This window comes from Gilliamella sp. Lep-s35 (assembly GCF_009795845.1).
Lineage (GTDB): Bacteria > Pseudomonadota > Gammaproteobacteria > Enterobacterales > Orbaceae > Gilliamella.
Genome location: NZ_WTEX01000008.1, coordinates 75,869 through 97,628 on the forward strand (window position 1 = coordinate 75,869; position 21,760 = coordinate 97,628).

At 34.3% G+C, this 21,760-nt stretch carries 15 protein-coding genes and 1 pseudogene; 8 read left to right on the forward strand and 8 right to left on the reverse strand.

Annotation, left to right across the window (positions count from 1 at the left end; translation table 11 throughout):
- Nucleotides 1-3: 3 nt before the first annotated feature.
- The 7 genes from GQ590_RS05385 to gss all read right to left on the reverse strand — a co-directional run bounded on the left by GQ590_RS05385 (nucleotide 4) and on the right by gss (nucleotide 13,247).
- Nucleotides 4-720, reverse strand: a complete 717-nt coding sequence (locus GQ590_RS05385; protein ID WP_160405770.1) for an ABC transporter ATP-binding protein — start codon at nucleotides 718-720, stop codon at nucleotides 4-6.
- Between the two features lie 19 nt (nucleotides 721-739).
- Complete coding sequence (locus GQ590_RS05390) at nucleotides 740-2,644, reverse strand: vWA domain-containing protein (RefSeq protein WP_368669137.1); 1,905 nt, start codon at nucleotides 2,642-2,644, stop codon at nucleotides 740-742.
- 72 nt (nucleotides 2,645-2,716) lie between these two features.
- The gene (locus GQ590_RS05395; protein WP_160405772.1) at nucleotides 2,717-3,718 is read right to left on the reverse strand and encodes a hypothetical protein; all 1,002 of its coding nucleotides are present in this window, start codon (nucleotides 3,716-3,718) and stop codon (nucleotides 2,717-2,719) included.
- Nucleotides 3,719-3,844: 126 nt separating this feature from the next.
- Entirely contained in the window at nucleotides 3,845-6,517 is a 2,673-nt protein-coding gene (locus GQ590_RS05400; protein WP_160405773.1) for a putative virulence factor, read from the reverse strand.
- Complete coding sequence (locus GQ590_RS05405; RefSeq protein WP_160405774.1) at nucleotides 6,514-9,540, reverse strand: virulence factor SrfB; 3,027 nt, start codon at nucleotides 9,538-9,540, stop codon at nucleotides 6,514-6,516. The genes GQ590_RS05400 and GQ590_RS05405 overlap by 4 nt, the downstream gene beginning before the upstream one ends.
- A 9-nt stretch (nucleotides 9,541-9,549) precedes the next feature.
- A complete protein-coding gene (locus GQ590_RS05410) occupies nucleotides 9,550-11,091 on the reverse strand; it encodes an SrfA family protein (protein ID WP_160405775.1) in 1,542 nt (513 codons plus the stop codon).
- A gap of 245 nt (nucleotides 11,092-11,336) precedes the next feature.
- Nucleotides 11,337-13,247, reverse strand: a complete 1,911-nt coding sequence (gss, locus tag GQ590_RS05415) for a bifunctional glutathionylspermidine amidase/synthase (RefSeq protein ID WP_160405776.1) — start codon at nucleotides 13,245-13,247, stop codon at nucleotides 11,337-11,339.
- A 191-nt stretch (nucleotides 13,248-13,438) separates the two neighbouring features.
- Between gss and ybeD the strand changes: the two genes are divergently transcribed.
- Nucleotides 13,439-13,705, forward strand: a complete 267-nt coding sequence (gene ybeD, locus GQ590_RS05420) for a DUF493 family protein YbeD (protein WP_065636438.1) — start codon at nucleotides 13,439-13,441, stop codon at nucleotides 13,703-13,705.
- A 308-nt stretch (nucleotides 13,706-14,013) separates the two neighbouring features.
- Here ybeD and GQ590_RS05425 read toward each other — a convergent pair whose 3' ends face one another.
- Nucleotides 14,014-14,316, reverse strand: coding sequence for a hypothetical protein (locus GQ590_RS05425; protein ID WP_160405777.1), 303 nt, complete (start codon nucleotides 14,314-14,316; stop codon nucleotides 14,014-14,016).
- A gap of 203 nt (nucleotides 14,317-14,519) precedes the next feature.
- Between GQ590_RS05425 and GQ590_RS12865 the strand changes: the two are divergent.
- The 7 genes and pseudogenes from GQ590_RS12865 to GQ590_RS05460 all read left to right on the forward strand — a co-directional run bounded on the left by GQ590_RS12865 (nucleotide 14,520) and on the right by GQ590_RS05460 (nucleotide 21,256).
- Nucleotides 14,520-14,875: pseudogene (locus GQ590_RS12865) on the forward strand (transposase).
- An 882-nt stretch (nucleotides 14,876-15,757) separates the two neighbouring features.
- A complete protein-coding gene (gene murA, locus GQ590_RS05435; RefSeq protein ID WP_160405778.1) occupies nucleotides 15,758-17,011 on the forward strand; it encodes a UDP-N-acetylglucosamine 1-carboxyvinyltransferase in 1,254 nt (417 codons plus the stop codon).
- 51 nt (nucleotides 17,012-17,062) lie between these two features.
- On the forward strand, nucleotides 17,063-17,638 hold the full coding sequence (yajL, locus tag GQ590_RS05440; RefSeq protein ID WP_160405779.1) for a protein deglycase YajL: 576 nt from the start codon (nucleotides 17,063-17,065) through the stop codon (nucleotides 17,636-17,638).
- 11 nt (nucleotides 17,639-17,649) lie between these two features.
- Nucleotides 17,650-18,543, forward strand: coding sequence for a cation diffusion facilitator family transporter (locus GQ590_RS05445; RefSeq protein ID WP_160405780.1), 894 nt, complete (start codon nucleotides 17,650-17,652; stop codon nucleotides 18,541-18,543).
- 96 nt (nucleotides 18,544-18,639) lie between these two features.
- Nucleotides 18,640-19,602 carry a 6-phosphofructokinase gene (gene pfkA / locus GQ590_RS05450; RefSeq protein WP_160405781.1) on the forward strand — a complete coding sequence of 321 codons (963 nt, stop codon included), beginning with the start codon at nucleotides 18,640-18,642 and terminating at the stop codon, nucleotides 19,600-19,602.
- A gap of 183 nt (nucleotides 19,603-19,785) precedes the next feature.
- Nucleotides 19,786-20,046, forward strand: coding sequence for a GNAT family N-acetyltransferase (locus GQ590_RS05455; protein ID WP_160405782.1), 261 nt, complete (start codon nucleotides 19,786-19,788; stop codon nucleotides 20,044-20,046).
- A 139-nt stretch (nucleotides 20,047-20,185) separates the two neighbouring features.
- Nucleotides 20,186-21,256 carry an acyltransferase gene (locus GQ590_RS05460; RefSeq protein ID WP_160405783.1) on the forward strand — a complete coding sequence of 357 codons (1,071 nt, stop codon included), beginning with the start codon at nucleotides 20,186-20,188 and terminating at the stop codon, nucleotides 21,254-21,256.
- Nucleotides 21,257-21,760 lie beyond the last annotated feature (504 nt).

Consider the following 21,760-nt stretch of genomic DNA (forward strand, 5'->3'; position numbering starts at 1 on the left):
CTTTTACGCCTTATCTTGTAATGGTAAAAATTCTGATGATTGTGATGAAGTTAACTTAGCTGATAAGGTAAATAAGCCTTTATCAGCTATGCGTTGCCAATCATGAGTGACTATCATCGCTGCTATATTATCTTGCTGGGCTTGTTCAATTATTAGATCAAACAATAAATTCGCATTATAAGGATCTAATGCCGAAGTTGGTTCATCGGCAAGTAATAATGCAGGTTTATGAATAATTGAGCGAATAAAAGAGGCTCGTTGCCTTTCACCAATTGATAGCTGTTTGGGGTATTTATTGATTAAATGCGCTATATTAAGTTTTTGCACTAAATAATCAAACCGATTATTATCCACTTTTTTTTGTAATAACTTTAATGATAATAAAATGTTGTCACGAACCGTTAAAAATGGCAATAATCCACCTGTTTGTAGCATAAAACCTAAATATTTAGCTCGAATATTAGCTAATTGATCGATCTTATTTTGCTTAATTAGCGTTGCAATATCGATATCACAATGATCTATAGCCATGGTATAGCTACCAATGTTATCTGGTTTTAAAATCATTCCTACCATTTCAAGTAAGGTGCTTTTACCGGCACCACTATCGCCTTGAATAACAACGACTTCACCCGCTTTTACAGTTAGATTTGGCAGGCAAACACTAAAAAAGGATTTGCCTGTTGAGCGCGAAATAGCAAGTTGGTTGATAGTTAACATGTTTTCTAATAACACAGCATTATGGCAACATTTCTAATGGGATAGGATACACATTTTCACGAGGATCACTTCCCTCAGCCAATGATATCCAACGGTCAACATCCGCATTACATTTTTGGTAATAGCGAATTTTACTATTTAAATTACGGATGAACTTTTCTTGCTCAAGCCCGCTCATGCTTTTCCATGTATCTTTATCAAGCCCCGTTACATCGCTTTTATATGGAATATTATCTAAATATTCACCTAACAAGCCTAAATCAGCAATTTTTGTGACAGAATCTGATTTTAATTTACTTGGATCTTGTCCCATTGCGGCAGCAACAGAGCGAAGTTGCGAAAACATATCATCGGCAGAAATCAATCCATCATTAGCTGCATTAGCGATCTTGCTAACAATATCGCTTAGATCACTTAATTGAGACTTAGTTAATAAAATGCGCGGTTCAGCCGTTGGTATGGTCGGTTTAACAAAATCTTTATCAGCAATCCAAGCTTTAAAAACTGACGGTGCTTTAGTACCGTTAACATCCCCCAAATAGGCAAGCTGCATTGCTTTACCAAGTAATAATGCATCTTTCAACATGTCTGTATCACTATCTTTTGCATTAAGCGCATTACCAACAGACGCTTCGCCTTGATAAGCAAGTTTTACTTGTTCTGATAGTGCTTTTGCTAATGAATCCACTTTTTGACCAAATTCATTCACATCACCTGCGTTAACTGGGTAATAAAGTGATTTATGAATAAAATCGTTATAAGTTAGATCTGAATATTGCGTTGCTGCAATTTGGTGATCTTTACCCCCACTTGGTGTTTTTAAATGTAACGCATAAATGGCAACACCTTTATGCTGAGCTTCAAGCCGTAACTGAGCAGCATCCATACCTGTACTTGATAGCTTATCATCGCCTGGAATGGCACTAGCATCGGTGATTAAGATCATATAACGTGCACCAAAGCTATTCCAATTAATGTCATTTAATGCTTGAGCAACCCCCGCATAAGAGTCTTCGGCAAAATACGAGGTAGAAACAGAAGCTTGTTTAAGTGAAGCACTTAGTTTTTTGAAATCTTCTTTATCTTTGACTTTGTTGGGATCAGCAAAAACTTTAGTGACGAATTCAAGTTTATCCGATGCTTTTAAGCTAGAACGAAATGAAATCAATCCAAATTTAACTTGCCCTTGTAAGTTTTCTTTTTCAATATGCTGATAAACACGCTCTACCGCCTCTTTAGTTCTTGAAATATAAGGATCCATAGAGATAGTCGAGTCGATAACAAACACAATGGCAGCTTTAAATGGGACAACTTGATTAGTACTATCATCTGTCGTTTGGTTTGTGGTTGATTTGGTGTTATTTTTTATCAAAGTATCTTGTTTGCTTACTGAGGCAACTTCTAATACACGTTCATAAAATCCTTGCCCATTCATGACTTCTTCACCTTGCAAAATAGGCAATAAATAGAAGTTACTTTTAAAATCAACAAACTCTTTTGGCTCCTGAGCAACGACTTCTGTTACTTGTTTATTGGCTTTTAATGCATCACGAATCGGTTTTAATAAGGTTTCGGGTTTGTCTGCATCGACTATTTTGGTTAATGTCGCTTTATCTTTGAAAAATAATAAAGGATCACGATCAACGGGGTTAGTAAAAACTAATGTCATTTGCATATTCCAAGCAATTGCACACGAATTGTTAATCCAACCTATTGTTTTACCATAAGAGTCAGGTCCTACTTTAAGCCACTCTTGATTATTATTATTTTTGCGCTCATAAACATAATAACGTGAAAAAGCAGGAACTGATTTACCTTTAGAATCGGTAATATTGGTTTTTAATTCACATGTTGGTGTGCTTAATACGCGTTGGTATAGGGTTGTTTTACCATCTTGTTTTAATGGCTCAATAGCAAACCCCATCAAAGGTAAACATGTTAGACCTATCGTCGAAATGAATTTTGAGACAGCTAATTTATTCATTCTTGCTCCTCACTAATTTTGTAATTGTGTTAAACGATCTTTAACAAAGTTATTATTAGGTTCTTTGGTTAACGATGTTTCGTACCAATAAATAGCTGTTTCTTTATCTGATTTAAAGCAGTTATTGGCTTTATAAAATTTTTCGTCATACTCTTTTGCATATAACATAGCTATTTTGGCATCGGTTTGTGCCTGATTTGCATATAATCGCTGAGCAATATTGCATTTTTCTGCTTTTTTAGCTTCCGTAATGACTTGAATAATTTCATCCGATTTGGGTTTGGTTTGTAAGCATTGTTGAATAAAAGTTAAGTCATCGGTATTCGCATTACTGACACTACATTGTCCACTAGTTTGTACTAATGGGATTTGCAGTGATTGATTTTTGAAAAATAAAAAATACCACACAGCAATACCCAATCCAATTAACATCATCAACGCAATCACAATTGCCAAAATTAGCCCAAGATGGCTTTTGGGTTTAACAACTTCTTTTGTTTCTATTGCTTTAGGTTCAGGGTCTGCGTTGTTTTCAATAGGTTCGTCTAATGTCGCCGGTTCAGCATCAAGGTTAGGTTCTTCAATTAATGGTGAGTTCTCTTGAACCTCTGGCTCAATTATAGGTTCTGCTTGTTGAACATTCGGTTGGGCTGTTTGTGTGCTTAATGCAATGGAAGGAAGAACATCATCCTCAATACTAACAACACCACTATCAACATAACTTTGATTTTGCTTATCACGAACTTGTATAAGAAATCGGAGCTGACTTTCTTGTATCACCAAAGAGTCAACTAACCATTCGCCAACATACCCTGTTAATTGTTCATTTTCAACTGACATGTTTTCAAGGGGGTGCCAACTTTTTTCAGGGCTCCATTGATTAATGGCTGATAAATAATAACCATCTTGATTTCGTTGGATAAGTATATCAATATCAGAACTACCGCTCCATTTTTGAGCTAAAAACTTCACAATACCGGGTTTATAACTACTTAACTCAATTCTTAATGCCATGATATCCTCTATTTTTATACTCAAATATGTGAGTATCTTTCATGCAATCTATTACTATTAAGCAGGTAAGCTCGTTTATGCAAAATTAGCTTTCCTGTTATGTTTTATTGTGTAGTGATGCTATTTTTAATTAATCCGCGATTGTTTAAAAGAAGCCAGAATCTCGCCTAATCGGCTATTTTGCTCTTGGCTAATTTCTCGCCCTGCATGATGTCCAACATTTTCTTGCGCCAGTGTTGCAAACGCAATAAACCAATCAAATATCGCATACTGAGAATAATTTTTAGTGTGATCGTTCAGTTTTGGTAATGAATTCGATGATTGGGCATTAAATTCACTTGATGGTGAAGAAAATATCGGCTTACCTTGATTAACTCGACTCATTGGTATATCACTTGCTTGTCCTTGAATAAAACCAAGCCAAGCAATAAAGTCTGCTAGCAAAGTATGAATAGTACTGATCTGTCTAGACTCAAGATCATCACGTTTACTACCTATATTTTCATTATTTAAAATGCGTTTAGTTAAACTTTCTTCCAATTTCATTCGGTTTGCAGCAGTAATAAGTTCTTCAATAATAAAAGAAAGTGACTTTTTATCAATACCAAAAAATTGCAGAATATGCTTATCTAACACAATATTTCTTAAATGTTCTAACCATGCCGAAAAGACTGTTGTTGCAAACTTTGATTCAGTTGGTAATACTTCTGTTGATTTAGCTGTTAGTGATAAACTTGAATCAGAAAACAATTCAAAATCAGCATTTAAACCAAAATCGTTTGATAAATTATCTAATAAATTATCGTTACCATCTTGAGCCGTTTCATTATCCATAGTACTAGAATGGTAAAGAGCTCTAATAGTTTGGTCTGGTAATTCAAGGGTTTTGAGTAGTTCGCCTAACAATAATGCTTTACTTTGTAACTCTTTAACAACATCGGCAATGATCTGCTTTTTCTTAGCTAATGCTTCATCATTGTCCGCTTGATACCAAGTATCAAAACGCATATTGATGATATACTCAATTTTTTCGTTAAGTTGTTCAACAATTCGTTGTTGTTTAACTTCTGTAATAGCAACTTGTTCTAGGTATTGGCTAATTCGCCCTATGCCACCATCATTAAGCTTTAACATGGCATCCCATGCTTCTTCTGGCTGGAACACATATTCTTTAATATCACTATTTTGCACAAATGTACTTTTTAATACATTCATTTTATCTTGATAATTTTCTCTATAATCAAGCTCTTGGCTAGTGCTTGGTTCGACATTTAAAAATGGCACATCGAATCCAGGTTTACGGACTAAAAAGACATTATTAAATTTATGATCGTTTGACCAGTTACTTAACCAATCATAACTACCAAACCGTTCTAAAATTGTTTGCTGTAGTAAACCGCCTTTACCCCAGCTATTTTTAAGATTATCTTCAGATAGCGTTAATGATGTGCCAATGCGTTTATCAAACATGGTAATTGCCCACAATAACCCTGCTTTTTTAGTGGCTCTTTTTTCAGCCGTTTCGCCTTGTGTTTTATCGATCCAGCGTTCAAGTACAGGACCTACATCATTAACATCGGATTGTTTATCTGATGGTGTACAGACAACAAGTACGTTCATTTCTTGGCTATCAGTGTATTTTTCAAATAGATAAGCAACTTTACCACGTAATAAAAGTTGAGCAATTGGGTTACCTTCTTTAACATCTGAAATCGATATCAAATTTAAACGCCCTCGATATCCAGGAAAATCAAGTAAATCCACATTTTCAAACGTTGGTACTCTAGTTTTATTGACTAATGGAAAGATTAATTCAGCAGTTAAAAAAGCAAGTTGTGCTAAAGAGATTGCAACGGGTTCGCCATTTAATGGTGTTATGGTGACTGAAGAATCTTTGTCGGTATTCAATCGTTCAAGAATATCAACATTCATAATGCTATCGATTTGTGACTTAGTACCATTATTATCTTTGATTAAGACAGAAAGTGGCGCGTATATTGTTTCAGCATAACTTAAACTTGATAAAGTTGACACCAATTGTGTATAAATATTGGTGAGTTCAGCAATTCCACCCCATAAAACCGAAAACAGCTCACCTCTATCAGCTGTTGTTAGATAAGGCAGAAGGTGAATGGTTTTATCCCAATAACCGCCTTTTAATTCTTCAAGCGAGTTGCCAAAGTTTTCAGATAAATAATCGTATAGGTCAACAATGTCATCTTCACTCACACCACCAACATAGTGGGCTTGTTTTTTGTTTTCTAAACGTTGGATCAACTGGTTTAACTGTGAAAAGTCGATTTTATTGGAGATTTTTTGCTGATCAAAATCTTTAAAATAAGCATTTATTAAGATTTTTACAATTTCTATCTCTTTAAATAATTTTAATTCTAATGGATAGTTAGCTATACCGCCTTTAGCAATGCGACTAAAACGTGTCACTAGTCCCGTTGCCTCTTTACCACTACCGACAGGATTAACATGGTCAATAAAATCTAACACTTCATTATCGACAACTGTTTCTAGTTTACCGTTTTCACCTGCAGCAAGTGCTGAAATAAGGTAAGATTTACCCGCTTGTGATAAACCAAAAAAACCAACCGCAACAGATTTAGTTGATACATCGCCCAATCGTTTTGCACTGTTTCGTAAACGGCGTAAATCTAAAATTAAATTATCCGCTTCACTATCTAAACGTTTAGATGAATGGCGTGTTTGATTCACCCAATCAATGGCCTCTGCCGATGCTTGATAGACCTGATCCCAAGATTTAGGTAGTTGTTCGTTTAAGTTTTTCATCGTTTTATCATTCCACTATCAAGCCAATATTGTGTGCTAATTAATCCAGAATTAACCATAGTATTTAAGCTTAGTTTAATATCCTGATTTTTATTACAAGCACGCCCATCCGAGGCTTTTACATCTTTAATATAAAAATTTTCAACCGTTTTTTGTTTATTTTTAATTCCTAATGTAACTTCTAAAATCACACCATCGGCACTTAAACGCTTAGCCACCTCACTATTTTCAATAGTTAATATATAGATAGGTGATGCTGGCCACCTTTCAACGTCAAGTTGCCTAAAACCAAGCCTTGTGGTACCTCTAATTTCGAACGAGTGCTCAGGAAAGTCATAATCAGGATTATCTAAGTCAATATCTTGGTAATAGACATTTTCTTTTTTAATCATATTAAGATTATCTAAAAGTCCAATGTATTTAACGGTTGAATATAAATCTATATTTGAGGATCTAAAATAAAAATTATGTAACCTTAGATTTTTGCTTAAAAAGCACAGCATTGCTCCCACCGCTGCGGTTGTTTTAGGGTCATCAATGCGTTCTTGCTTATGGAACGGATACCATCCCCCCGTATAATAACCATGTAACGGTAAAATTCGCCCTGCAGGCATTGATAAACGTGATCGGAAATAACTCTGAACGCCCGGTAAACGAGAAGGACGACCCGTTAATAAAAGCACATCACACTGATAGCAGCTAATAATTTCGGATAGTGCATCAAATGTTTTACAAATATTATAATAATCACCACGAATAAACAGATAATGAATGCGTTTTAGATTAATTTCGATATCCAAATCAAGTACTGAAAAATCAGGATTATTTAATGCGCGCTTAATAGGTTCATTAATAAAATTAAGCACATTGTCAGTCATTGTGTTATGTTGTAATAATTCACCAAAGGTTGAACGATAATCGTGTTTTTCTGAGTGTAATGGGTCATAAAGTTCATACGCTTTTAATATTTGTAATCCAACTGGTGTAAATAGCTGTAAGGTAAGTTGCTGGCGCAATACCGCATCTTGAATAGACAGTTGCTGAGAGCCAATAATGGTGGACAAAATTGGGTTAGGGTCAGCAATACCTGCTTGTTTTAAGCCATTTGTCAAAGCGGTTAACACCGTATCTTGGATGATATCAAGTAAAATATCATCTCCTGCAACTTTAAATCCATCACGAAAACGCTGTGTTGGTACAATATAAGCATTACTGCTATTGGCTTGCCCATTTGCTCCGTAATCTAATTGATAGTCGTTAATCACTAAATCCGTCGTACCACCACCAATATCAACGGTTGCAATAGTTAGCTTTTGTTTATCTACTTTACTTGGACGCACCATTGAAGCAATAAACTCTTCACAACGACCATTATAATTATTTTGTGTTTCGTTAAATAAATAAACCACTTGGCCACAAGTTGCTTCGTCCCATTGAATATGGACTTCAGGAATATTCGGCCATACACTTTTTAGCTGTTCTGGGTTGTTAAAATCAATATTATCATCTAAGCCATCCCAACCAAGGCTTTTCCAAACTAAGCCAATTGCTTGATATACACAACTTTTAAATATTGCTTGCTCTGGCTTTGGCATGGCTGGTGGAATAGTTAAAATAATTGAGCGTAAATTGCGTGGCGTTTTAGCGTGTTCCAGTTTATTACGTTGAGCGACGCTGTTTATTTGCATTAATGCATGCATCAACACTTCACATAGCATAAATGTCATCAACGAACTTCTTGAGTATTTTGGGTGGAATACCGGCATCTTGCGATCATACTCTTCTTGAATATCATTGCTAAGAATGTGCAGTGCTTCACCATATTCATTAATTAAACTTGAGAAAGGTTCAGCAGTTGCAAATGGTTCATGATCACTTTTTACATAATAAGAATTAAAACGCCAACCTTGTTCGTATTTGTCTTGGTCCCACAAATAACGTTTTGGACTTGAAAGTCCAGTTGATCCCTCGTTACCTTCACGCCGACTGGCAAGTCTGCTAGCTTCTTTTCCTACTCGAACAATGCTTGGCCAACGAAACGTATCACGGCGTCCGCTTTGCAATGAAAAATGTTCTTTACCAAAAAAAGTTTGAGCAAATTCAACACGGCTTTCAAATGGTTCATTATAGATATGCTCTGGCTGAGTTAAATCACGAATTTCAAGCTCATAACGATGATTTAAACTATCTTTATCTTGAGCATGATCTTCAATTAAAATGCCACAAGTTCGAGAATTTCCCACATCTAAAATCATATCAACAGGAATTGATTTAACAATATCATCTTTATTATTTGACACAATTTTAATTGTTGGCAATTGCAATGAATCAGCAAGTAAATGGATAATGTTTAGGTAATGCCCATAGTAAGTTTTATTTTTTATTTCTTGATTAATATCATCTTTATGAATCTTTAAGCGCTCAGGTTGTGGCGCCAACTCTTGAAAGAGATCAATTAACCAACTGGTTATCCATTTAAGTTCTAAAAACCATGACACGTGATCGGAACGATGTGCTAAACTAAATACAGCACCGGTCATTACATCGTTTTCGGTTGGGGCAAGGTAGGCAACATCTTGTAAATTCGCAAATACTTTTGTATCAAATGCAAACGTGATTCGGTGTGTATTGCCGTTAGGATCTTCCCCTTCGGGAATATTAACAATTCGAACTCGACTCCAGTTATGTGGGCCTTTATCAAAACGTTCAGGAGGAATTGAACGTAAAACAGGAACAGGTAGCCAAATACCATCAAATAATTTTAATGATTGATCAACGCTAATTTCTTGTGTTGGTTTAACTGCAAACGCACGGTTATCAGGCGTAAAAAATTGACCACTGTCGACATCTTCAATCAATCTAATTAGTGCACCACTTTCTGAGGGATCAATAAAACACCCATTAACTTTGCTGCGCCATTGATTATCTTTCCAATCGATTTTAAGTGCAAAGTCAAGAAACTGAATACCACTATTCATAATAAGTGTGACTTCTTGACCATAATTGCGTAATTCTGGAAGCATATATAACCTTTATTGTTTTTTCATCGTTATTGGGAATGAAGTCCCATTATTATAAATTCCTTGGCAATTAGCTTTATTATTGTTGCCAGGTGTGCATTGAATGTTTGGTAGTTGATATTTGCTATTATCACTACAAATCGCTTCATTGTTACCCGCAATAGCTAAATGAGTATCTTTGATATTTGTACCAACCTTACCGACACATTTCACGCCATCACTACGTGTTACTGTGACCTCGCCATTTCCATCGTTAAAGTTATAACTTAATTGCAATGGCTTACCTGTAGCTTTGTCTTGAATACCACCATTGACAGACCATTGGCCATTTAAGAATTTTGTTGACCCCTCTTTTATTGCATCAGCAGGTAGCGCTAAGTTATTTGTTTGATCAACAGCAGGATTAACATTATCTGATGATGTAGATGTTGGAACAGTGCTATTTTGCTCATTTTTCCCATCTGCATTATCTTTTGTATTATCGGATTGTGCCGATTTTTCATCTTTATTATCAGAATTACCAACATCAGGAGGCACTATTTGCTCATTTTTATTATCTTGAGCATCAGGGCTTGGTGTATTATTGCCCTCGTTATTGCCAAGCGGCATAGAATGGCCAGCTGAATCACTAGCAACATTAGTATTATTAGGGATAGTGTTAGCATCGCCAGAAATCGCACCATTTACTATGCTGTTACCAGCAACACCTAACCGATTATCTACCACAACATTTTCAGTTTTTAACTCTCGTTCTGGTTCTTTTTCAACCTTTTTTTCATCATTAACAACAGGTACACTGACATTACCATTTTCAGGTAACGATAATGACGGATTAACCGATATTTTAGGATTTAACCAGCAGCCTCGTAATAAAAAGAAGGCTAAAAGAAGCAATAACAAAGGTAACAAGCCTAATAACCATACCCACCAACGTTTCCACCATGGTTTGGTATTGATTGGTTTTGGTATCGGCGGTGGAGTAACAGTCGCTGCTGGTGTGACTTTTTTTACTGGTTCTAAACAATAGAATGGTGAATTAACTTGAGGCGTTTGAGGATGTACAAAGCCCCAAAAAGTAATGACAGGTTGACCATTAACAATGTAAACAAACTGATTACTTGGAAAACGGATTGCCATCAAATTAGATTCAGCATTATCGACGCTATTTTTGGGATCATAAATAAGTCGACTAAAAAGCAGTTGATCGCCATCTAAATTTGGGTTGCTAGCTAATTGCTTACCCAAATTCATGACTTTATGTTCAAATTCTTTAAGCAAAATCAGCGCTGATTCCTGCTCTGATTCGCTAGCGGATGTCCAAGGAATAATATCATATTGACCATCAGGCTGATTTGAATCAAAAGGAATATACCAATCAATAATATTACCTTGATCATTACGCTGAGGAATGGCTAAATAATCAGCATATTGTTTACCTAGCTTAACTCTAAACATTTCACGAATTTGAGTCGCTACCAAATAAGCTGCTTTACCATCATATCCCAACATTTTGAAATCTTTGATATCGCCACTTCTAAGTAATGTATTTGCCATATATTCCTTTCTATTTTTTACATTATTTTTATTTCTTAACATTTTTTTACAACAAAAACAAGTTTAACAGAAAACACCATTATTGTAATTGATGTCATTATAGACTTATGAGTGTTAAGCATATTTTTGTTAGGTTGTGTCATAAATAGACCAACTTGTATAAATTATAAATAAATACTAATAATCAATTGATTTATATTTATTTTAGAATCAATTAGCAATAACTAACAAGTCCTTTTTTATACTTAAACACGTACTTCTCCTGAAACTTTTTCACAAGATTGTTTCAAAAACTCATCATCTGTTAATACACGCAATGGTTGCATATCGCTTTCACCTTTTATAACTAAAGAAGGATCGGAGCGTAAGCAAGTTCCACCATAATGTCCACCAACAGTAAAAGTACATAGCTGTAGGTAGCGATCTTCGACTTTTGGTAAACACCATAGCTCTTGGTAAATGTTTTCTTGTTTAGCAAAACGTCCAACTGTTTTATCAAGGATCTGTTCTTGATTACTGACTAATTGAATATCACTTCCACGGCGTCCTGCTATTGGTTTAACAGCATAACCTTTTTTAATTAAGCTTTCATTGAGTTCAAATGTGGATTCTAATAAATAACGGTGATTTGGAAACAGTGACCATAATACAGGTAAAATAGCTTTATTACTTGGAATTACCGTCCATAATGGCTCAAAAACTGAGATTTCTGGTCGCAATAATACATCAATTAACCTGACTGTATTTTCTGGATGCCAAGTGCGAATTGGTATGCCTGCAATTTGCGCTTCACTTTCCTCACGAAGTTGCTCTAATACCGTTTCCCAAGCCCATGTTTTCCAAACACAGGTGACTTGGCGATCGTCATCATCCACAAGTCGACCACGTTTATCCCATCTTAACCCACTTAGTCCCCGTAAGATTTTGCTATCAAATCCGGCCTGAGTAAGCGCTGTTTGCATAAATAACGCATGATAATTTTCTTCACTATCATTATCTTGCATGATATGGACAAAAGGTTGGGCATCGCTATGTCGCCAACAGTTAGCTAAGGCATTGAGTAAACCACTGCTAGGGTTAGTTCCTCGATTTAATCCAGCTTGAATAGCCCATTTTTGTAAAATATCTCCCGCTTCAGTATGGCACGAGGCGGAATCAGCATTATATTCATACACTTTTAAGCCTCGTTCATCCATACAAAAATCTAATCGTCCAGTTATCATTTGGTAACGGCGTTGCTGCCATGAAAGCCTCAATCTTGGCCAAAGTATTTCGGGAATATTGAAATTCCTCAATAAATCATTATCTTTTAAAACGTTATCGGTTGCATGTAAATACATTAAATGTAATTCATTGGTGGCTCGAATTAATTCTTGTTCAGCACTTTCCGAAATTATGAAATAACGATAATGATCATCATGGCTAATAGCATGACCTGCTGCTAATACATAGGCGTTGTCTAATGGATCTGACTCATTTAGCCATTTTTTATCAAATTGCCCTTCATTTTTAAGGTGAGCGCTATGAATAGTCAGTAATGGGCTAGGCACTGCTGGTTGTGGCAAGCTATATGCTGTATCATCAGTTTGGATCATCCACCCTAAAATTTTAGTATTATCAAACGTATCATGTAATTGATAACCTTCACTTGTTACGGTCATCTTTAGTTCTCGCGTCCATTGTTGACCAATAGGTAGTCGCATATGGATAACGTTTTGCTCTGCTACTCGTACTTTGTCTTCAAATACTTCGGTTATAACCGCAACATGACCTGTACGATCAAACACGCCACCATCATCCCATATCAATAACGAGCCCGCCTCTGGCATTTTTTTACTGCCATTAGCGTATGCTTGTAAAGGTAAAATTGCCTCATTAACAACTTGTCTTAAAAAACGAAGTGAAAAAATTTCATGTGCCATTCCCACATCAGTAAAAACAATGCCATAATTTAAAAATAAAAATCGTCTTGCAAATTCAACGCATTGCCATTTGTAGCCCATATATTCATATCCACAATAGCTACGAAATGACGCATCATTTGGATATTGATTTTTATCTAATGTTTCATAATCAGATGAATAAATAGCAACACCGCCTGGTGCATAACCTAATAATGTGCCGAAAGGTTCTTTATGATTGGAATTAGATGACATGATGTTTTAGCCTTATAGTAAATAGCAAGATACGTTTATTTCACTATGTTAGAATTTTCTTATCATAGCTTAAAATATATACTTTAAAAAGCGATGTTTATTATTGGTTACTTGAAGAATGCTAAATCGTCTATATATACTAATGATCCTTGATGCCAATATATCGAATCAGTAACTGAGAAAATAAAATTATGCAATCAACAAAATTAAATGAATTATTAGAGTTCCCATGTTCTTTTACTTATAAAGTTATGGGAGAAGCCAAACCAGAGCTTGTCGACAAAGTGGTATCTGTTATTCAGCGGCATGCTCCAGGTGATTATACGCCATCAATTAAACCGAGCAGTAAAGGTAATTATCATTCAGTTTCAATTACCATCAATGCAACGCATATTGATCAGATCGAGAATCTTTATAAAGAATTGGGCGAAATCGATATTGTAAGAATGGTTTTATAGCGTTTTGCTTTTCTACTCAAAATGGCGTTTTATTGGTATTGATAAGGTGCTCTTTTGAGTAATATAACCAAAATAAAAAACCCAATAAAATCAATAACATTTCTGACTGATTTGTGAATAAATTTTTCATTTCTATAAAGAAAAACCTGAATTCAAACATGAAGTGCAATTTTAAACACGGTGGAGTGAAGACAGTAGAAAGGTGATTTATAATACTAGCTACTTCGCACCACCACAGTTTGGAGATTGCTATGCATTATATGTAGAAATTATTATTTTCTCAGCATTGAATAATAGAAAGTAAAAAATTATTTTAGTTCATAAAACCTAACCCAAAGTCGCTTATTCTTAAAGTCAATCTTTACTATATTTTTACTAAGAAAATCATGTCCTACTATACCATCCGATTGAATTTCATCTGGAATAGAATCTAGAATAACAGCCTCAATGTTATCATTAATAATATTATTAAAATTAATAGATACAAATTTATCATCGCTTCCATCATTATTAATTATAGTTGTTTTTGGTGAAAGTGATTGCTCTTTTAAAATTGAAGTAGTGGCAGCACTATCTAAGATCATATTATAATTTTTTATACCATCAGACATATTTATCACCAAACCTTCGCTATTAACTTGAAAGGGAGCTGAAATCCATTTTTCATCTAAATCATTAGAAATATCCTCGTAATCAGATATTGTTATTTTACTTTCAGGGTAATTAGGGCGTGTTGATCTTTCGTGATTATTTTTTAGACGGCATGATGTGAGTTATAATAATTCTGCAAAAAACAACCATAACTCAATTCATCATGCCAAGAACAATGCTAACAGATAAACGGTGGGAAAAGCTACTACAAATAATGAAAAATACCGGCCGAGTTTATAATAAATCCGAGCATCGGATGACGTTTGAAGAGAGCCTTTTCGGTGCTTTGTTCGTCAAAAAGGCGGACGAACGGTGATTGCTAAACGTAATTATGGTAAGGATACAGATAAAAACAGTATGGATAGGTGCCTTTATCGCTATCGTCATTTAGTCGAGAATGCCTTTGCTAGAATCAAGCAATATCGTTCAATATCAACTAGATACGATAAGTTAGAAAGGAATTATGCCAGTATGGTATCACTGGCATTTATGTTAATATGGCTGCCAATGTATTGTTGAGCAATTTATGTACAGCAAAGATCAACTGCCCCTAGTAATTTGAAAAATTACTGTTATAAGTATCCATAAAAAACAAAATGAACGCTCTATCACAGTCAAGCGATAGGGCGCTGATATCATAAAGAAAAATAACCATTACTAATTTGGCTAAACGCTTTATGGTCTGTAGCCAAACCTCTTATCACGTGCTAAATAAAGCCCAATTAAAGTTTTTATCCCTTTAAGTAGTAAAAATGAACGTTATAAAACCATTAATTATGGTGTTAACAATCTGATTAAAATATAAAAATCAATTGAAGATAAATTAAAAAAGCAAGCTAAAGGCGATAACAAAACCTATCTGAGCGAAATACGACAGGTTAATAGCAAAGGTTTAACGTTACTTAAAAATCAAACGAAACAGCAAACTAGAGAATATTCACTTTCTGTTATCTATTTTATTTTTAGGTTTTTTATACATAAATGTAGTACACTCCTGAAACTTTTTGACAAAATAATCCTGTCTTTATTTATTTAAATAAATTATTAGGTTAGATAAAATGAGTAATAACTAGCATATCAACCAAAAATCGACAAAAATCACCAGCTCATAATCCAATGGAAAAGCCGAAATAGCGATACGTATGTTAATGGTAAGTTATATAATTAGCCAGTATTTAGCGACTCAAAAGAGAGAAACAAAAGCTCAAACGCCTCATGCGTTTTTAGCGAATTATTTTAACTATGAAGTGTAAACCACGCGATGTTGTCCTATATATGGCTAAAATGAATTCTGGTTAATAATTAGTGTTTCAATTTTTCATGAAATTCATTTATCTATTTATAAATAACTTCTATAATGTTCGATAATTTATCAAACATAATAATTTATAAGAGTTAATAATGGAAAAGTTTCATGTAACAGGCCCAACCGCGTTAAATGGTGAAGTGGTTATTTCTGGCGCAAAAAATGCTGCGCTACCAATTTTATTTGCTGCAATTTTGGCTGAAAAACCAGTAGAGCTTCGAAATGTTCCCAAGCTGAAAGATATTGACACAACATTAGAATTGCTAAGCCAGTTAGGCGTAAAATGTGAAAGAAATGATTTTATTCATCTTGATGCAAGTCACCTTAATAACTACTGTGCACCTTATGAGTTAGTTAAAACCATGCGTGCTTCAATTTGGGCTTTAGGTCCACTTGTTGCTCGTTTTGGGCAAGGTCAAGTTTCATTGCCTGGTGGTTGCGCTATTGGTGCCAGACCTGTTGATCTTCATATTACTGGTCTTGAGCAATTAGGGGCGACAATTAAACTCGATGACGGTTATGTAAAAGCATCGGTAAATGGACGCCTAAAAGGTGCTCATATTGTTATGGATAAAGTCAGTGTTGGAGCGACAGTTACCATTATGTCAGCAGCAACGTTAGCTGAGGGTAAAACTATCATTGAAAACGCAGCTTGCGAACCCGAAATTGTTGATACAGCTAAATTTTTAAATATGCTAGGTGCTAAAATTACCGGTGCGGGCACAATGCGCATAGAGATTGAAGGGGTTGAACGTTTAGGTGGTGGCATTCATGAGATCGTTTCTGATCGTATTGAAACGGGAACTTTTTTAGTTGCTGCAGCTATATCTAAAGGTAAAATCACTTGTCGAAAAACTGATCCAACTTTGCTTGATGCAGTGCTTTCGAAATTAAAGGAAGCTGGAGCTAAAATTGAAGTTGGCGAAGATTGGGTTTGTTTAGATATGCAAGGAAAACGAGCAAAAGCTGTCAATATTCATACGGCTCCACATCCAGGATTCCCCACTGATATGCAAGCACAATTTTCATTATTGAATATGGTTGCCGAAGGTACAGGAATTATTAAAGAAACGATTTTTGAAAATCGATTTATGCATGTACCTGAGCTAATTCGGATGGGAGCTAAGGCCGAAATTGAAGGCCATACTCTAATTACTCACGGCGTTGAAATGCTAAGTGGTACACAAGTGATGGCAACGGATTTGCGTGCATCAGCAAGTTTAGTTTTAGCCGGTTGTATTGCTGAAGGTTTAACAACGGTTGATCGCATTTATCATATTGATCGTGGTTATGACAATATTGAGGCTAAACTAAGAAAATTAGGCGCTAATATTGAAAGAGTAAAATAAACTTCATCAAACTAAAAATGATTAAGTTGTTTGTTTAAAAGGAACGAAGTAATGACAAAGCAAGCATTGGTATTTTTATCAGATGGCTGCGAAGAAACAGAAGCGGTAACAACAATTGATTTATTAACTCGAGCGGGTATTAATGTTACTACCGCTAGCATATCAAACTCTCGTGAGGTTGAATGTTCTCGGGGAGTAACAATTTTAGCTAAAAAAACGCTTTTAGATATTCAACACATTGATTTTGAAATTGTTATTTTGCCAGGTGGTTTGAAAGGCGCTGAAAATTTTCGTGATTGCCCATTGTTGATTGAAAAATTAAAACAAACACATCAAAAAGGGGGAATTGTTGCAGCAATCTGTGCTTCTCCTGCTATGGTTTTACAACATCATAATTTGTTTCCTAATGCTAATATGACTGGTTACCCAACTACTAAAGAGGCATTTCAGAATTGGAAAGATGATAGAGTTTATTTTGATGAACAAAATAAAGTCATTACTAGCCAAGGGCCTGCAACCTCTATTGATTTTGCTTTAAAAATTATTGAGGTTTTGCTAGGACGAGCAAAGGCTGCTGAGGTTGCTCAGCAGCTGGTTCTTCCATTGGGGATTGAAACCTATCAATAAATAGGCTCTAAATGTCAAATTCACATTTGTATGAAAAATTAGTTAAAAGAGCAACATTAAGTGCTGTTTTAATTTCTATTTTTCTCATTTTAGTTAAATTTATTACTTGTTGGTTAACAGGTTCAATAAGTTTGCTTGCTTCATTATTGGATTCAAGTATTGATTTAATTGCTTCTGGTTTTAATTATTTTTTAGTTCGTTATGCGTTAAAACCTGCAGATGATGAGCATACCTTTGGCCATGGTAAAGCAGAACCTTTAGCAGCATTATCACAAAGTGCGTTTATTATTGGTTCTGCAATAATTTTATTATTTTCTAGTATTCGATCTTTTATTCAGCCAAGTGAACTACAGTTTCCTTTGCTAGGAATTGCTGTTTCGACAATTTCTGCTGCAATTACATGTGTTCTTGTTTTATACCAAAGGCACGTTATCAAAATTACTAAAAGTAATGCTATTCAAGCTGATATGTTACATTATTCTTCTGATCTCTTGCTGAATATTACCGTTATAGTTGCTCTTTGTTTTAGTTGGTATGGTATTACCTATGCTGATGCAATATTTGCATGCTTTATTGCTTTATATATTTGTTATAATGCTTTTCATATTGCCTATAATGCTATTCAAGATTTGCTTGATAGAGCATTACCTGAAAGCGATAATATATTGATTGCAGAAATTATTAGTCAGTATCCAGAGGTTTACGGTTTTCACGATTTAAAAACGAGGCAGGCAGGCCCTGTTAAATTCATCCAATTGCATATAGAACTTGATGATAATATGCCTTTAATTAAAGCCCATGCTATTGCCGATTCTATTGAAAAGCAAATTTCAAAGCAGTTTTCACCAGCAACTGTTATTATTCATCAAGATCCCATTTCTGTTGTACCAGACGAAATGATGTAGCAGAAAAAACAATCAAAATGGCGATTAATCTTCTATTGTTAGATATCTGTTAAGGCTCTATAATAACGAAAAGTTAATCATTTGGAGTTATTTTATATGATAAAAAAAATAGGTATTTTAACCAGTGGTGGCGATGCTCCAGGAATGAATGCTGCTATTCGAGGAGTGGTAAGAACTGCATTAACAGAAGGATTGGATGTTTTTGGTATTTATGATGGTTATATGGGGCTTTGTGAAGACCGTATCATTCAGTTAGCGCGTTCAAGTGTGTCTGATATCATTACCCGTGGTGGTACATTTCTTGGCTCAGCCAGATTTCCAGAGTTTAAAGATAAAGCCGTAAGACAAAAAGCCATCGCTAATTTGAAAAAACATCAAATTGATGCTTTAGTTGTTATTGGTGGTGATGGTTCATATATGGGGGCCATGCGGTTAACTGAAGAAGGTTTTCCATGTATTGGTTTACCGGGCACTATTGATAACGATATTCGTGGTACCGATTACACTATTGGTTATTTTACTGCACTTAGTACGGCTGTTGAAGCAATTGATAGATTACGTGATACTTGTTCTTCGCATAACCGTATATCAGTTATTGAGATTATGGGGCGAGATTGTGGCGATTTAACTTTAAATGCTGCTGTTGCTGGCGGTTGTGAGTTTATGATTATTCCTGAAGTTTCTTATACTAAAGAAGATCTAATTGAAGAAATTAAACTTGGCTTTGCGAAAGGTAAAAAACATGCAATTGTAGCGGTTACAGAACATATGTGTGATGTAAACAAACTAGCTGCTGATATTGAAGCTGCAGTCCATCACGAAACTCGTGCAACAATTTTAGGGCATGTTCAACGAGGTGGTTCACCAGTGCCTTATGATCGTATTTTAGGGTCACGTATGGGGGCTTATGCGGTTCAATTATTACTTGAAGGTCATGCAGGTAGAAGTGTAGGTGTACAAAATGGTAAGTTAGTGCACCACGATATCATCGAAGCTATCAATAATATGAAGCGTTCATTTGATATAGAACTATATAATACTGCTAAACGATTATTTTAAATACTAATTGTGATTAAAATATAACCTTAATTGAGAAAGATTTAATTGTTTTATTATAGGTGAGTTGTTGGAAATGAAATGTTAACAATGGCTACCTATTTTTTTATTTTTCTAAAATTATTTGATACTAAATTTATTATTAATTAAATGGTTATAATTAACTATTATGATATAGGTATTTTTATGTCGTTACATTTTTTAGAAGCTAATGATCGTTTTTATGTTTGTGATGCCAATAATAAAGAGATAGCTGAAATAACTTTTACAAGGTTAGGAAAAGATAAAGCTACTATTAATCATACCTATGTTAATCCTGCTTATCGAGGGCAAGGTATTGCTGATAATTTATTAGACATTGTAGTAAGACGATTACAACAAGAAAACCGTGATATTATTCCTATTTGCTCGTTTGCTATTAAGAAATTGGCTAGAAAATTAGATTGAAGTGATGGATTTAATTAGTTGATTTTAAATGATATTTTATTTTTAATTTGTTTGGGGATTTATTTTTATAATTATAGTTTCAGTCACAGAGAAATGTGATAATGTATGCTAATTTATTTCATTATTTACAGTATCTAAAATGGTAACAGAAAAACCGCAAAAAATTCATTCGATTCATATTTTACGTGGCGTTGCAATTATCATGATTGTTTTTAGTCACTGCTTAGGTGTATTTAAAAACACCAACTTAATTACTAACAGTTATTTATTTTCTTTCTTGAATCTATTTGCATTTAATTTTACGACATTTTTTGTATTAATTGCCGGTTTTTTATTTCAACATCTAACATACAAATTTGATACTAAAACATATTATTTATCAAAATTTAAGACGGTTGTATGTCCTTACATTTCAATATCTATTTTCTGTTTTATATTTTTTCATTATCAATATTTATCAAGTTTACCTTGGTATTCGTCAACTGAAACTAACATAATTAGCGCAATAACTAAAATGATGTTGACAGGAACACAACTATTGCCATTATGGTTTATACCGATGATCATCATTATCTACTTAATGGCTCCTTTATTATATTTTTTATCGAAAAAGAGTTTAATTATAGCTGGTTTGATTGCTATGTTTTGGGTAGTTATGTTTACTAAGCCTGATTTCACTAAACCCTTTTTAAATTTATTGCATTATGGTCCTGTTTATTTAACGGGTATGATGATAAAACAAAACTATCAAACCATTATGAAATCTGTAAAAAGTAATTTATTTTTGGTTATATTCTTTTTTTGTTTATGCTTTTGGATTCCATTTGCTTATCGTTATATGAACCACTTAATTGTTGAAAAACTTTATTACGATACATTACAAAAAATCATTTTATTTATCTTAGCACTTTACTTTTTAGATAAATTGAATCATAAGATTAATGAAGGACGAATTTATAAATTTTTGTCTTATATGGCAAATATTAGTTTTCCTATCTATTTTATTCATGAAATTATTGTTTTAGAACTTGAACAGCTACTGTATATTTCTCCTCTAGGTTATGTAATCAAAACCGACAATGGTTGGTTAGCATCATTAGGGGCTGTAATCTTTTTAGTGTTAACTTTAATCGTAAGTGTCAGTATTGCTAAAATAATAACACTACTTTTCAAAAATAAAGCAAAATACCTTATTGGCGCAATTCGTTAGATATCTTATTAATTGATTTGGTGTTTTGAAATATTTTTATTAAATTTAGAATATAAATTAATGTTCTAGATCCATGTTAAAAATATGAGATTCTTCATATTTTCATATAAATTAAGTTAATAAATTGTTTTTTTCTATAGCAAATTACGCTTATTTTATTTATGTCAAATGTATAGAACATAAAGATTTGAACAAATAAAACGCAAATAGAAAAAAAATTGCAATTAACGCTTGCATGATTTTTTTAAGGCCCTATAATGCGCACCCACTGACACGCAGTCAGCGACAAGCAGACGGTGAATAAGGTCGGTAGGCAAGATCAAAAATTTTAAAAAAAGATCTTGACGAATAAAAAAGGTTAGCGTAGTATACGCAACCCTTGAGACAGCGAAGTAAAACAGCGAAATGTTGGGTTAATTAAAAGCTGTCAGCTCTTTAAAAAGAAGAAACAGACAATCTGTGTGGGCACTTGCGAGACAAAAGATAAAAGTCTACGGACTAAAA

Excerpts from the sequence above, each read along its gene's own strand:
- murA (WP_160405778.1), top strand. The coding sequence starts at position 15,758 with ATGGAAAAGTTTCATGTAACAGGCCCAACCGCGTTAAATGGTGAAGTG.
- GQ590_RS05395 (WP_160405772.1), bottom strand. The coding sequence starts at position 3,718 with ATGGCATTAAGAATTGAGTTAAGTAGTTATAAACCCGGTATTGTGAAG.
- GQ590_RS05445 (WP_160405780.1), top strand. The coding sequence starts at position 17,650 with ATGTCAAATTCACATTTGTATGAAAAATTAGTTAAAAGAGCAACATTA.
- pfkA (WP_160405781.1), top strand. The coding sequence starts at position 18,640 with ATGATAAAAAAAATAGGTATTTTAACCAGTGGTGGCGATGCTCCAGGA.
- GQ590_RS05400 (WP_160405773.1), bottom strand. The coding sequence starts at position 6,517 with ATGAAAAACTTAAACGAACAACTACCTAAATCTTGGGATCAGGTCTAT.
- GQ590_RS05390 (WP_368669137.1), bottom strand. The coding sequence starts at position 2,644 with ATGGGGTTTGCTATTGAGCCATTAAAACAAGATGGTAAAACAACCCTA.
- GQ590_RS05455 (WP_160405782.1), top strand. The coding sequence starts at position 19,786 with ATGTCGTTACATTTTTTAGAAGCTAATGATCGTTTTTATGTTTGTGAT.
- yajL (WP_160405779.1), top strand. The coding sequence starts at position 17,063 with ATGACAAAGCAAGCATTGGTATTTTTATCAGATGGCTGCGAAGAAACA.
- GQ590_RS05385 (WP_160405770.1), bottom strand. The coding sequence starts at position 720 with ATGTTAACTATCAACCAACTTGCTATTTCGCGCTCAACAGGCAAATCC.
- GQ590_RS05405 (WP_160405774.1), bottom strand. The coding sequence starts at position 9,540 with ATGCTTCCAGAATTACGCAATTATGGTCAAGAAGTCACACTTATTATG.
- GQ590_RS05425 (WP_160405777.1), bottom strand. The coding sequence starts at position 14,316 with ATGTCTGATGGTATAAAAAATTATAATATGATCTTAGATAGTGCTGCC.
- GQ590_RS05460 (WP_160405783.1), top strand. The coding sequence starts at position 20,186 with ATGGTAACAGAAAAACCGCAAAAAATTCATTCGATTCATATTTTACGT.
- ybeD (WP_065636438.1), top strand. The coding sequence starts at position 13,439 with ATGCAATCAACAAAATTAAATGAATTATTAGAGTTCCCATGTTCTTTT.
- GQ590_RS05410 (WP_160405775.1), bottom strand. The coding sequence starts at position 11,091 with ATGGCAAATACATTACTTAGAAGTGGCGATATCAAAGATTTCAAAATG.
- gss (WP_160405776.1), bottom strand. The coding sequence starts at position 13,247 with ATGTCATCTAATTCCAATCATAAAGAACCTTTCGGCACATTATTAGGT.